The sequence below is a fragment of the Dyella sp. PARNA 12/25 genome (genome assembly GCF_055702865.1).
Genome location: NZ_JBVQCI010000001.1, coordinates 834,693 through 847,745, shown reverse-complemented (window position 1 = coordinate 847,745; position 13,053 = coordinate 834,693). Strand labels below are relative to the sequence as shown.

At 60.6% G+C, this 13,053-nt stretch carries 9 protein-coding genes; 4 read left to right on the top strand and 5 right to left on the bottom strand.

Annotation, left to right across the window (positions count from 1 at the left end; translation table 11 throughout):
- Positions 1 to 426 (bottom strand): MerR family transcriptional regulator, encoded by a 426-nt coding sequence (locus AC0GUR_RS04035; RefSeq protein ID WP_472876182.1) that lies wholly within the window; start codon positions 424 to 426, stop codon positions 1 to 3.
- Between the two features lie 142 nt (positions 427 to 568).
- On the opposite strand from AC0GUR_RS04035, the gene AC0GUR_RS04030 reads away from it, so the two are divergent.
- Together AC0GUR_RS04030 and AC0GUR_RS04025 are read left to right on the top strand one after the other, a co-directional pair.
- Positions 569 to 1,819, top strand: a complete 1,251-nt coding sequence (locus tag AC0GUR_RS04030) for an MFS transporter (protein WP_472876181.1) — start codon at positions 569 to 571, stop codon at positions 1,817 to 1,819.
- A gap of 100 nt (positions 1,820 to 1,919) precedes the next feature.
- Positions 1,920 to 3,041: a cysteine desulfurase family protein gene (locus tag AC0GUR_RS04025; protein WP_472876180.1), complete on the top strand. Its 1,122-nt coding sequence runs from the start codon at positions 1,920 to 1,922 to the stop codon at positions 3,039 to 3,041.
- A 46-nt stretch (positions 3,042 to 3,087) separates the two neighbouring features.
- On the opposite strand, the gene AC0GUR_RS04020 is transcribed toward AC0GUR_RS04025, so the two are convergent.
- The 4 genes from AC0GUR_RS04020 to AC0GUR_RS04005 all read right to left on the bottom strand — a co-directional run bounded on the left by AC0GUR_RS04020 (position 3,088) and on the right by AC0GUR_RS04005 (position 9,234).
- Entirely contained in the window at positions 3,088 to 4,494 is a 1,407-nt protein-coding gene (locus tag AC0GUR_RS04020; protein WP_472876179.1) for an ATP-binding cassette domain-containing protein, read from the bottom strand.
- A gap of 278 nt (positions 4,495 to 4,772) precedes the next feature.
- The gene (locus AC0GUR_RS04015; protein WP_472876178.1) at positions 4,773 to 7,643 is read right to left on the bottom strand and encodes a type 2 lanthipeptide synthetase LanM family protein; all 2,871 of its coding nucleotides are present in this window, start codon (positions 7,641 to 7,643) and stop codon (positions 4,773 to 4,775) included.
- A gap of 90 nt (positions 7,644 to 7,733) precedes the next feature.
- Positions 7,734 to 7,922 (bottom strand): DUF6229 family protein, encoded by a 189-nt coding sequence (locus tag AC0GUR_RS04010; RefSeq protein ID WP_472876177.1) that lies wholly within the window; start codon positions 7,920 to 7,922, stop codon positions 7,734 to 7,736.
- Positions 7,923 to 8,706: 784 nt separating this feature from the next.
- On the bottom strand, positions 8,707 to 9,234 hold the full coding sequence (locus AC0GUR_RS04005; protein ID WP_472876176.1) for a hypothetical protein: 528 nt from the start codon (positions 9,232 to 9,234) through the stop codon (positions 8,707 to 8,709).
- A gap of 986 nt (positions 9,235 to 10,220) precedes the next feature.
- Here AC0GUR_RS04005 and AC0GUR_RS04000 point away from each other — a divergent pair.
- Together AC0GUR_RS04000 and AC0GUR_RS03995 are read left to right on the top strand one after the other, a co-directional pair.
- The gene (locus AC0GUR_RS04000) at positions 10,221 to 11,210 is read left to right on the top strand and encodes a glycosyltransferase family 9 protein (RefSeq protein WP_472876175.1); all 990 of its coding nucleotides are present in this window, start codon (positions 10,221 to 10,223) and stop codon (positions 11,208 to 11,210) included.
- The gene (locus AC0GUR_RS03995; RefSeq protein ID WP_472876174.1) at positions 11,210 to 13,051 is read left to right on the top strand and encodes an ArnT family glycosyltransferase; all 1,842 of its coding nucleotides are present in this window, start codon (positions 11,210 to 11,212) and stop codon (positions 13,049 to 13,051) included. Before AC0GUR_RS04000 ends, AC0GUR_RS03995 begins: the two co-directional genes overlap by 1 nt.
- Positions 13,052 to 13,053 lie beyond the last annotated feature (2 nt).

Here is a 13,053-nt window from a genome sequence, read left to right as displayed (position 1 = left end):
TCATACCTCACCTTCCTGGTCTGCCAGCGCACGCAGAATCGGGCACTCGTCCGGCGCGCCGTGCCCCGGACACGCATCAATCAGTTGCTCCAGTCCATCGCGCACGCGGGTGAGCTCAGCGATACGCTCGTTGATCGCCGCCAACCGATCCTGCGCACGCTGCTTCACCGCCTTCACGCCGCGATGGCGATCGGCGGAGAGCGCCAGCAGGTCGCGGATCTCTTCCAACGTAAAACCGAGGTCCTTCGCGCGCCGGATAAAGCGCAACTGCCGCACCGCGCCTTCGTCGTAGCTGCGATAGCCCGACTCACGCCGCAACGGCTCGGGCAGCAGCCCTTCGCGCTCGTAATACCGAATCGTGTCGATCGCCACGCCGACGCGCTTGGCGACGGCACCGATAGTCATGCTGGTATGGAGAGTGTTCATGGGTGCAAGTCTAGACCATTGATCTAGGTCCAGAGTCAAGCACTTTGACCAAACGACTTGCCACTGGATGTCTGGTGGCGCTGGCCCTGCTTATCATGAGTGTCGGATTTGGCCTCGCAGCGTGGACTGCATGACTCTCTCTATGAACACGCCGCCTGCGCACCATTCAACGATCAAGCTTGGCCTCAAGGAAAACTGGCGACAGTTCGCGTTACTAGTGCTTATCAACGCGTTTGTCGGTGGCATGGTCGGCATCGAGCGCACCGTGGTGCCCCTGATCGGCTCGGAGACGTTTCACATCGAGTCGACCACGCTGATCTCGTCGTTCATCATCAGCTTCGGCATAGTCAAAGCGCTGGCCAATCTCGTGTCCGGCCAGCTCGCGGATACCTGGGGACGCAAGCGCGTGCTCGTCATCGGGTGGTTGGTCGGGCTTCCCGTGCCCTTCATGATCGTGGTCGCCCCGAACTGGGAGTGGATCATCGCGGCCAATGTGCTGCTGGGCCTGAGCCAAGGCTTCGCCTGGTCGATGACGGTCATCATGAAGGTGGATCTGGCCGGCCCCAAGGCCCGTGGCTTCGCGGTGGGGCTCAATGAATTCGCCGGCTACCTCGCGGTGGGCGCCACGGCCTTTCTCACCGGTTATCTCGCCAGCCGTTACGGGCTCCGTCCGGTGCCGATCTATCTTGGTATCGGCTACGCCGTACTGGGAACGGCCTTGTCCATTCTTGCCGTGCGCGATACACGGGATCACGTTCACGTCGAGGCGCACGGTGCGGGCCATCCCGCATCATCCTTGAGCTTTCGGGAAGTCTTTGCGCTCACCTCGCTTCGCAACCGCAACCTGTTCGCGGCATCGCAGGCAGGACTGGTAAACAACCTCAATGACGGCATGAGCTGGGGCATTTTTCCGCTGTTCTTCACCTCACTGGGCATGGGGGTGGAACGTATCGGCATCCTCAAGGCGGTGTATCCGGTGGTCTGGGGCATGGGCCAGGTGGTGACGGGCCCGTTGAGCGACCGCTGGGGGCGCAAAGGCCTCATTGTCGCCGGCATGTGGGTGCAGGCAGGGGGCCTCTTTCTCACGGCCGCTTCGGGTCACTTCGTAGGGTGGCTCGTCGCCAGCGTGCTGCTGGGTGCGGGCACGGCGATGGTGTACCCCAGTTTGATCGCTGCCGTATCCGATGCTTCAGCACCGGCCTGGCGTGCCCGTTCGCTCAGCGTGTATCGCTTCTGGCGCGACCTGGGCTACGCCATCGGTGCGCTCTCGGCAGGCCTCATCGCGGATCGCTTCGGGTTTGCCTATGCCATCTACGCGATTGGTGCCCTTACTTTCATTTCCGGCGTCATCGTTGCCGTTGTCATGAAAGAGCCAGAGCTGGTACCGGCATGAACCCGTTACGCAAGCGACACCATGACGGGCGCGCGGCAAAGTACGATGAGCGGACTGGCGGGTGTCACCGCTGCCGCTGACAACGCGCGGGTGTTCTGACGTGAAGCCTATCTATCTCGACTACAACGCCAGCACGCCGATCGACGCGGCGGTGCAGGCGGTCATGCAGCCCTATCTCCACGACGCTTATGGCAACCCGTCGAGCGGACACTGGGCCAGTCGTGCGGCGAAAAAAGCGCTGACCCGTGCGCGCCAACAGGTAGCGTCTCTGCTCGGTGCGCAACCGCATGAGATCATCTTCACCAGTGGCGGCAGCGAGGCCAACAATCTGGCCCTCAAGGGCAGCTTCTTCGCGCTGCGGGAAAAAGGCGACCACATCATTACGCAGGCCACGGAGCACCCCTCCGTGCTCAAGCCACTGAACTTTCTGCAACGACTCGGAGCATCGGTGACTTGCTTGCCCGTGGACAGTACGGGGCAAGTGGATCCCGAAGCCGTGCGCCGCGCCATCACGCCACGCACGATCCTCGTCAGCATCATGCATGCGAACAATGAGACGGGCACGCTTCAGCCCATCGAGGCCATCGCCGACATCGCACGCGCACACGGCATCCGCTTTCACAGCGACGCCGCGCAATCTGTTGGCAAAGTGGCGACGCGCATTGATGAGCTTGGCGTCGACCTGCTGACCATCGCCGGGCACAAGCTGTATGCGCCCAAAGGCGTTGGTGCATTGTATGTTCGACGCGGCACGGCGCTGGAGCCATTGATCCACGGCGCCGGCCACGAACATGGCTTGCGCGCGGGCACCGAAAGCGCGCTGCTCACTGTCGCGCTGGGTGAGGCCTGCGCCTTGGCGAAGAACCTGGCGTCAATCGCGCCGGTCCGCGCGCTGCGCGATCACTTGTGGCAAGGCTTGCAGGCCATCTACGGCGATCGCGTCGTGCTCAATGGCCACGCTACGCAACGGCTGCCTAACACGCTCAACGTAGCGTTCGTCGACCAGATCGGCGCTGAGATACTCGCGAAACTGGAAGGTGTCGCCGCCTCCACGGGTTCGGCGTGTCACGCCGGCGCGATCGAGTTATCACCCGTGCTGGCGGCGATGGGCGTCAGCGAGCGAGTCGGCATGGGCGCCATACGCTTCAGCCTGGGTCGTGGCACGACACGGGAAGACATCGACGCCGTCATTAATGGCTTTCGATCGATGGGCGTCACCTGACGGCCAAGACACGCGCCACTAGCCTTGTTAGGCATGACAACCAAGCTCAAACAGCTTCGCTTTTGCGCGTTTGAGGTTGTGAACCTGGCCGCGCGTCCGAAACGATCGCACCCGAGTCGAGCGCAATCACCCGGTCGGCCATATGAAAGTAACGGTCATCGTGGCTTATCGCGATGATGGTTTTGCCGCTGGCCTTGAGCGCTGGCAAAAGCGAGCAATAGAAGTAGTCCCGGAAGTGAATATCCTGGTCCGCGGCCCACTCATCGAAAAAGAAGATATCCCGATCCTCGGCGTAACACTGGAGCAAGGCCAGTCGCTTCCGTTGTCCCGTGGACAAGGTCAGGCGAGATAGTTCGCCCTCTTCCGTTTGCACCTGAGTGCCAAGGTCAAGAACATCTAGCAGATGCTCGATTCGCTCGTCCGAAAGCGGGCTACCTGTAGCGCCCAGAACGTGAGGGAATAGAAAGAAGTCGCCAAACACACCGGTGAACCGCTCACGGTACGACCAGATCTCCGTCGTGACCGGCACGTCATCGATGTAAACGCTTCCTTTGTCTGGCGCTATCAGGGAGCTCAACAGGAGGAGCAGTGTCGATTTACCGCTACCATTTCCGCCGATAATGAACAGCATCTCCCCGCGGGAAATCGTGAGATCGACAGGGCCAATGACGGGCTTCGAAGTGGTGTTGCCCGGATAGCTGTAGCAAACCCCCTCCATTCTTATCTCACTCCACCTGTCGAACGAATGCCGTTCGAGCTGGCGTGTTTGATCTTCGTTGAGCTCGGCGCCCAGATGCATGCCCACTCGCTCGAGGTGGCGCAAACTTGCGGCCCCCAGGGCCACCTGCCTGCCCGCACTCACAATAAAGTTCACCGGTCCGCAGAGAAACACCGCACCAATCACGAAGTGGATGATCGTGTCTTGCGACAACGCCAGAAAGGCGTACCCCAGATAGACGATAAGGAAGATGGCGGCATACATGACGGCCATCGACCACGCCTCATTGAGACCCAGACCGGCGTAGGCCCGCACCATGAGGCCCCGCGCACGAAGAATGGCGGGATTCATCAACTCCCGCGTGAAATGCGCAGCGCGCTGCGCATTCAGCGTCATCTCCTTCTTGCCATCGCTGATAAAGCGGAAGTACTCAAACACCTTCTCGTTGGCTTGACGAAGTTCGTCGAGCTTGCCGCGCAAGATGCGCTCAAGCATCAACGAGGCTGCGAAGGTCGCACACAGGAAGATGGCGAGAATCCCGAGTAGCGCCATCGACACCGTGGCAAGGTAGCCCGCATACAACGCAGCGAGTAGCAGGTTGTACGCCAGCAAGGGGGCGACCAGCGCCAGTGGCGCTATGTTTGCAACATCCTCGATGAGCGAGCCGAACACGGTGTGCTTCTGGTCCGCCAGCTTTTCGTATTCCAGCTCGATAAAGCGCTTGGACAACTCCATGCGAAGCTGCGCCACCAGGTTGCCACCCAATCGTGCCAGCAGCACCTGCGATAGTGCGTTGGTCACAAACAGCGCTACCAGCCATAGGACGCCGGCAAGAAGCGGACGCAGCGCATGGCCGTGAATACCCTCGGATGCCAGCCGATTGATATGCGAGAGCAGGGCCACCGTGGATGCCGCGCTGGCACAGGACAGAAGCGCTGCGCCAGCGAGCGGTCGGTAGAAACGACGTAGAAAGCGCTTCAGGATCATCGGCCACCCGGTCTGTGTGCCTCGAACTAAGCCGTCAGGAGTTCCCGTTCAAACGCCTCACTTCTGATGTACTCACCTACTCGACATTCCATCAGCAAGGGCGACGGGATGGCGCACTCCGGATGCATACGAATGAGCTGGTGGATGGATCCTGAGATGCCACTCATCAGGCCGGGCGAAAACGCATCTCGCGCGAGGCCACCGACAATGCCGTGCTCTTCGATGCTGGAAAGGATCACCGCCGCGCCCGGCATCGCCTCCGGCGGCACCAGATCCGGCACCAGCTTGCTGGCACGCATCATCAGCTCCCACATGCTGAGGTCGCCATGACACAGCGTGTGGCTGTATCCCCATCCGCCACGTCGTGCCGCCTGTACGGCGCGACGCAGGGTACTGAGATGCCGTTCGCCCCCCGTGCGGGCATAGAGATCACACGCCGCCAAACCGATACCGACGCTACCGTGGCACCAGGTGTTCGGAAAATCCTTGCTCTCCGGCTTGCGCACATCGATCCAGTTGCCAGCGCTGGCGTCGTAAAGCGATTCCTCGAAATCGAAAGCACGATCACCCAGCGCTAGCCACCGTTTACGATCGTCTTCGCTGCCTGCTTCGCTCAGTCCAAGACGCGTCAGCGCCCAACCGGTTCCGGAGGCGCCATGAGCAAATCCGCCGATGGGCTCATCGAAAATCGAGGCCGGCCATCGCGCACCGCGTTCGTCGATGATCGCCGCCTGCTCCAGCCGCCTGCCTGCTTTGGCCGCCAGATCGAGCCAGCGTGAATCACCCGTCACCTCGGCGAGCTGGAGCAAGGGCACGATGGCACCCGACACACCTTCCAGGATGTCGAGTACGCGCTCGTTATCGAAATCCCATTGCTCAAGGGATTGACCCTGCCTTATCGCCATAGCAAGAAAATCGGATTGCGGCTGGATACCGTGCAGAGTGAGCCAGGCAAGTATCTGCGAACCCAGACCGATGAATGCACCTACCGCTTCGGCTGGACGTACCAGCTCGGTATTGCGAAGCACCTTGAGCACGCCGTTCAGGGCTTCTTCTACGCCTTCTACTATGTCGGCCCTGCCCCGCTGCATCTCCTCGAGATAACCCGCCAATGCAATGGCGACACCACATAATCCAACGTAAAGGTCGGACTGAAGGCTGCGCATCGCCCATCCGCTACGCCCGAGGACGGGGCTGATCCAGGTCATCGTTCCGTCACTTCCCCGCACGGAAAGCTCAAGTAACTCCTTCACCGTGAGCGCGGCCATGGCGCGACGGCGACGATCCAGGTTGCTGGCGCTGGGATGCCGGGCCTTGAGGTCGTAGGGAGCACGCTTGTCGTCGTTCAGTCGTGCGTTGAGATGGAGCGTGACGAGTGCGCCGCGTATGGTCAGCTCTTCAAGGTCGACGCGCATCGCCTGCCAACCGTTGAAGACCTCATCAAGCTGGTTCTGATCAAGCTCGTTGGCAAATACCGGGACATCGCCGTAGCGCATATCGTCAATTTCGTTGACGATCACTACCGCCTCAGACGATGCAATTTTGGCGGCGACCGCTTGCTGCGTTAGTAGATCGCGCGCCCGCTCGATAGCCGCCGGTTCGTCATGCAACGAGGCGGGATGCCACAGCATGCGCATAACCTCAACGTAGACTTGCGTCGGGCGTTGAATGTGACGAATGCGACAACCACGAAATGCGGCGAGCTTTGGCGCGAGAGCCCCTTGGTCGTGAAGTACGATGAATCGGCGAGTGAGCTCTTTGAATCCCGTAACGATGTCGGCCCAGAAGTGCGAGATATCCGGATTGGCGCATGGGTGATTCTTGGCCATGTCCAGGTCCACGCTGACCAGGCCAACATGGGCCTCGGTCGTGCCGTGCTGGACGATTTCGGGAACGCGAATCTTCGGTTGCTGCCCCGGCAGCGCGCCGATGCCAGAAATATCCACGCCATCGAGCCCGAGTACAGGCGCGCGGAATGGCACCAACCCCGTGCGTAGCACTGACGAGCGGATCATCGCCTCAGCGAGATCCACTGCTTGCCCCAGGTCGGAAGGCGCGACCAACGGATCGGGCACGAAGAGACTCTCTACATCCACCACAAAAGGCACCGGACCGGACGCAATCAGGTTCTCGTGATGGATGTCGGTGCCACCCAGTAGCCGCATGACGGCAAGCCAATGGCCGATGTTGCGATAGAAGGTCGCCAATTCGTTCTGGCTGGTGCAGTACCTGTGTTCCGCGAAAGCAGTCCAGCCGTACGGGCCTCGGTCAAGCACCTCGGGGACCTCGATGTGGTTCTCGTGGCCCTGAAACAGATCGTCCAGAAACCCGGCGAGCGCCGCGTCGATCCGCAGAGAGCGCGGCTTGTACATGACCGTGCCGCCGGTGAACTCGATCTGCGCTACGGTATGGCCACCATCGTGCACATCCCCTTCCCCGAGTCTGACGACACGGAGCTCACCCGCAGGCCCGCTTAGCAAGCTGGAGAGCAGGTGCCGATCGGATGCGATGCGCTCAGCCAGGCTGACGATGGCGGCGCCCTGTTGTCCTAGCGTTTTTCTCAGGCGGTCCTCTAGCACCGGGTAGCGTCGCCTCAGTGACGCCTTGAAGTCCTCGCGTGTTGCAAGATCAAGAAACTGGGCGAACTTTCCGCTCTCATCAGCCGCAGTGAGTTGCCCGGAGAGCTTGGCCGCGTGCAGTTCGAGCAGAAGCACGCGATTGAGCTTTCGCTCCCCGCTATCGCGCATTGCCCTGTCTGCTTCCTTGGCGAGAATGGCAGCTTCATCGGCGCTCAGATCAGGGACGGACAAGATCCTGTTGCCCACCGACCGCCTGGCATCGGCCGTCAGAAAGTCGATGATGACAGCGAATGTATCCGTCGATGGCACGTCACCCATGGTCAACACCTGTCAAGCAAGGGAAGGACTTGTAAGAAAGTCGCAAAAAACAGCCGTGGCCAGAGCCACGGCTGCTATGCAGGCCCGCTATCAGCAGCAAAGGCCCGGCCGCGAGGCCGTACAGGAACTGCAGTGCGACACCAGCGCGATATCCGTGTTGGTAATCGCAGCGATCGTCACTGCGTAACCTTCGGTATAGAGCGAGCCCGCCGGATTGGCGTAGCCGTTCACGCTGTCAGAACCGTTCAGCCAACCTTCCACAATGTTATCGGTTTGCATATGTTGCACTCCTTAGATGGGTGGTTTGGACTAAGCGCTCAGGAAAACCGCACGTGCCTCTATCGCAGTGAGCGCTGCTGCGATGAACCTGTGATGATGGGATGGCCTCGAGGATCTGACGCTCATCTCTCGACGGCGCGAAAAGAGGGGGGCTTGAACGGGATGGCGTCTGGTTGCCTTACTGGCTCGCGGAGAGTTCCCGACGTGCGCACCTGGTCGATGTCGCGATGAGGCATCGAAAGCGCTGCGCGAAGAACGTGGTGAGAGCCGACCCATTGCTCTCACAGCATCCCTGCCCTGTACTGCCTGATCCATCCGGCTGCGTCCCCCTGCATGCGTCTGGGTCACTGTTGTGACCTTGTCCCTGGCACGCCCTGGCGGGTGCACCCCGTATGCCCAAGCGTCTAGTCAACCATCCACTCGTGTGAAGAGCTCGTGACCTCTGCAAAACGAGTGCGACGCAAGGGTTGCCAGCAACTCATTGTCAGAATCTGGGAAGGTCAGGACTTTGAGAGCTCTTGCACATGAATGTCGTGCGTCACATCACAGTTCATCGCGATGATTGAGCAACTGCGTCGCAAGCTTTTGCACCCGACGCTCTCTCTCGCAATGAAGCATTACGCCCTTCATCAGTGCTAAAGCACAACGATCGCGGCAGCTCTTGTTCTGGTCTAAAGAACCAGGGCGAGACGAACAGCGCCGCCTTGCGGCCACACCTGCGATCTACGTTTTGATCAACAGTGCAGCCACTCACGCAACTGGGTGCAGTGTGGCTGGGGTCCCGCTACTTCGCAGCGGGCAGCAAAACGTTGGTCGGCATGGGGCCAAAGAACATCTGCCTCATTTTGCCGTGCCCAAGGGCGCGCGCGATTTCCACGAAGATGCAGTAGTTGCCCACCAGTACCAGCAGCAACAGCTGGATGGCCAGAAAGTGGGGCCAGTTCAAGTTGGCGAGCAGCTCTTTATTGGCAGCACCAAGGTCGTGGGTTTCCTTCCAGAAGTCATAGAGCTTCTCCAGGAAGTGAATGATGGTTGCAATGATCATGTAGATCAGTGTTTTCCACGCAGCATTCCAGATCAGCGGTTTTTCAGGAAACCGGTTGATGAAGGGCAGCATGTTGGCAAGTAGCACGGACTTGCCGAGGATCAACGCGGCAATGGTGACCGCCCCCGTAGTAGGCAACGAAATGCCGGTTCCTTTCGTCATCAACGCACGTACGATGGCGACGATGTGCAGCGCGATGAAAAAGAAGATCGTCGGCGGCAGCATCTCAAGGAGTTCATGCTTAATCTTGGCGGTCAGCTGGCTCATGTTTCACTCCCGAGTGGGTTGGTTTCACCGGTGCTCGCTTGGACTGCCATGCGCTGCCGAAATATCGATCAAGACAGATGCGGCTACAACCGTAAAACTACGGTTGCGCGTGGCGCGCGCTGTGCGCCAACTCAATCTAGTGACGGTGAGGAATCATTGTTCTGCAATAACCGCGTGGCTCTCACGGTCATTCACTCAGTAACCCGTAGCACACAGTCAAAAACCTGAGCATTTCCATGCCGTCATTCCAGCGCATCGCTTTTCGACGACCGGTGGAATGATCACGCAGGTATGACAGCCGCCTTATTGATGGCCCTTATGGGCGCTGACCCCCACCGTGAGGTGGATCAGACATCTGCCTGAAATATTTGCGGGCCAATCAAAATGAGAAAGGTACACGACAGCTTCCGTGGCAGCCATCTCAAACCCGTAAGAAATCGCGATGAGCGCGTGTAAGAAAACAGCCCGAATATCACAAACTAGTTGATAAGAATCAAAGATCTGGAATAACCACTCGGATTTGGCTTAATTTAGTTGCGTTCCCGCTCCTTCGGCGCGCCAATGGCTACCTTGCTCGACACAATTTCCCATTGGCAGCCTGGCCACAGAGAGCCTGCTCTTTTGCGAGCTGCCGCATATATAAGCCGCCTGTCGAAGCGGCTGGTCACCCGGCCACTCGATGATTTGTTTGTCCGCGTCAACGCAAGGCCGCCGCGCCCGTTCGACAGCTTCGCTGAAAAGAGCGTTGCTATCGATTCTGGTTTAGACGAGGCGCCTGCGGTGACGCAGACAAACCACCTTATCCCCACGTGCGTTTCGCACGACCTTGCCCCTCCGCACCGTTGCGTTGTCCAAGACTTTGTCCAACCCCTTACTAACACCGGTGTCGCTTGAACCCATCTATCGCGCATTCCAGGCAGGAGCCGCTTCCGCGGAAAGGAATTTTTCGCATTCTTGTTTGCCGGCCGAATCATCGGCTGGGAAACATGCTTTTGATCACGCCGCTTATCGCGGAGCTGGAACGCCTTTATAAGGGCGCGGAGATCGACGTCATCGCCGAAGGCGATATAGGGAAAGAGGTGTTCTCCACCTATTTCAGCGTGAAGAATATCTATTGCCTGCCCAAGCGTGGCTTCAAGCATCCGTGGTCGTTCCTGCGCTTGCTAAGCAAGGTGCGCAAGACGCGTTACGACCTCATTATCGACCCCACCGTCGGCTCGGGTTTCAGCCGCGCGCTGACGCGCGTGCTCAATGGCACTTATAAGCTCGGCTTCGACGACAAGTGGGCCGGCTCCGGGCTGACGCATGCCGTGCCGGAAGACGCCGCGCCGCGCCATATGGCTCAGCGCTCGGTGGAGTTAGTGCGCTGGGTGGGCTCGCAGGAGCCTGCCGACGACCGGCAGTACCCCATGCTGGATATCCGGCTTACCGACACCGAGCTCGCGCAGGGGCGTCAGGTCATTCGCGAACTGCTGGACGTACCGGAATCAACCACCATGCCGCTGGTGGTTGGCCTGTTTGGTAACGCCACGCGCGCCAAGCGCTATTCCTCGGAGTGGTGGCGCGAGTTCATCGACACACTCAAGACGCAATGCCCGCAGGCACATCTCATCGAGCTGGTGCCGATGCACGGACATTCCATGTTCGGCGCGGAGTGGCCGGGCTATTATTCGACGGATATTCGTCGAATGGGTGCGGTGATGGCGGGCATGGATCTGATGATTACGGCTGATTGCGGCGTCATGCATCTGGCGGTGGCCTCCAAAGTGCCCACTGTCGGCATGTTCTCCGTCACTGACGCCACCGTCTATGAGCCCTATGGCATGGGCAGTTGTGCGGTGGAAACCAAGGGACTTTCCGCGCAGGAGGTGGCCAACCGCATCGTTGCCCACTATGCGCGCCTGCTCGAGCACAAGGCACCCACGGGCGTGCCCTGGCAGAATCCCTCTTCGCTTGAGCAGCAGGTTCGGATGTAATGAGTGAACACCGCAGGAAACCGCGCGACATCGCGTCCACCAACGCCGATGTCGGCGGGATGAATGCTTATCGCACTGACGATACGAGTGGCGGCATGGGAGGCTCCCATGCCGCCACTCCGTTGTCGCCCCGCGAACGCCTGCAACGCTGGTGGCTGATGCTGGGTGCCTTGCTGGTGCTCGCGGCCGGTATGGGCATGCGCGGCCCCACGCCGTCGGATGAGCCACGCTTCGCGCTGGTGGCTCGTCAGATGGTGGAGTCCGGCAACTGGTTGATCCCGCATCGCGGCACCGACTGGTATTCGGATAAGCCGCCGACCTTCATGGCGCTGCAGGCCGCGTCTTATGTGGTCACCGGTCAATGGTGGGTTGCGTTCCTGCTGCCGTCGCTGCTCGCGTCCATCGGCACGCTGTGGCTGGTCTATGACCTTGCACGGCGACTGTGGGGACACCGTGTGGGCATGTGGGCGGGGGGTGCCCTGCTGTGCACGATCCAGTTCGTGTTCCAGGCCAAGCGCGGGCAGATCGACCCCACGGTCACTTTCTTCCTCACCGCGGCGAATGTGGGGCTGTTGCGCCACTTTCTGCTGGGGCCGGACTGGCGTGCATTCTGGCTCGGCTGTTTCGCGGCGGGGCTGGGCGTCATCACCAAGGGCGTGGGGGTACTGGCGTTCCTCATGCTGCTGCCATGGCTGTTCGCTCGTCACCGGGCGTGGAACGGCCTGTCGCCCCAGACGTGGCGCCCGCTGCACTGGTTGGGCGGTGTCGCTGCCTTCGCTGCGGCTATCGCGCTGTGGCTAGTACCGCTGCTGCTTTATGTGCACACGCACGACAGCGAGACAGCACGCGCGTACGTGCATGACATCTTTTTCAACCAGACGGTAAACCGCTACGTCCATCCGTGGAACAGCATCCAGCCGCCTTGGTTTTACCTCGAGGTGATTATCACTTCGTGGCTTCCGCTGACGCTGGCACTGCCGGGCCTGCTGCCTGCATGGTGGCAGCGGCTGCGCGCACGCGATGCACGTTTGTTGCTGCCACTGGCGTGGGTGGTGATGCTGATCGTGTTCTTCAGCCTTACCCGTGCCAAGCGCGACGTGTACATCATGCCGGCGCTGCCGTTGCTGGCGTTGAGTGCGGCGCCGTTCCTCGAAAACATCATGCAGCGTCGCTGGGCACAGTGGACGGCCATCGGCTTTCTGCTGTTGCTCGGCATGGCGACGCTGGGCATCGGCGTGGCGGCGTGGACTGTTCACCCGCCGGCTGCAGCACGTTTTGTGGCGGCTCGCCAGCTGGGTGACCAGGCACCATGGCTTTGGGCCATGTTCGCTGCCATGGGTGCATGCTTGCTGGGCTCCGCGCTGGTGTTCCGTCTGCGTCGCGCCGGGCTTGCGGTGCTGGCAGGTCTTGCCGGCGTCTGGCTGCTGTGGGGCCTGGGCATTGCGCCAATGTTGGCGCGCGCCAGTTCGCCTGCAGTCATGGCCGCGCGCGTGGAGCAGACCATCGGCCCCAACGCCGAGCTGGCGCTGGTGGCGTGGAAGGAAGAACTGCCGCCGGTGTTCACCCACAAGCTCACCGACTTTGGTTTCGTCACGCCGTGGCACGACCAGTTGAGCGACGCCATCCTCTGGCAGAAAGAAGCGCCCGAGCAGCGCTGGGTGCTGGTGCTCGCCGATGTGATGCAGCCCTGCATCGACCCGGCCGCCACCAAGGATATGGGCGTCACCAGCGGCCGCGACTGGCGACTGTTCCGCTATGACGCCGTAGTGCCGGCCTGTCGCGACGGTCATGTGCCGGTCGGTACCGTTGAAGACTGGGGCGGCATCGATATCCGTCGCTGATG

What these genes read in the sequence shown, in the direction of transcription:
- AC0GUR_RS04030 (WP_472876181.1), top strand. Translation starts at nt 569, where the DNA reads ATGAACACGCCGCCTGCGCACCATTCAACGATCAAGCTTGGCCTCAAG.
- AC0GUR_RS04010 (WP_472876177.1), bottom strand. Translation starts at nt 7,922, where the DNA reads ATGCAAACCGATAACATTGTGGAAGGTTGGCTGAACGGTTCTGACAGC.
- AC0GUR_RS04035 (WP_472876182.1), bottom strand. Translation starts at nt 426, where the DNA reads ATGAACACTCTCCATACCAGCATGACTATCGGTGCCGTCGCCAAGCGC.
- AC0GUR_RS03995 (WP_472876174.1), top strand. Translation starts at nt 11,210, where the DNA reads ATGAGTGAACACCGCAGGAAACCGCGCGACATCGCGTCCACCAACGCC.
- AC0GUR_RS04000 (WP_472876175.1), top strand. Translation starts at nt 10,221, where the DNA reads ATGCTTTTGATCACGCCGCTTATCGCGGAGCTGGAACGCCTTTATAAG.
- AC0GUR_RS04020 (WP_472876179.1), bottom strand. Translation starts at nt 4,494, where the DNA reads ATGGAGTTGTCCAAGCGCTTTATCGAGCTGGAATACGAAAAGCTGGCG.
- AC0GUR_RS04005 (WP_472876176.1), bottom strand. Translation starts at nt 9,234, where the DNA reads ATGAGCCAGCTGACCGCCAAGATTAAGCATGAACTCCTTGAGATGCTG.
- AC0GUR_RS04015 (WP_472876178.1), bottom strand. Translation starts at nt 7,643, where the DNA reads ATGGGTGACGTGCCATCGACGGATACATTCGCTGTCATCATCGACTTT.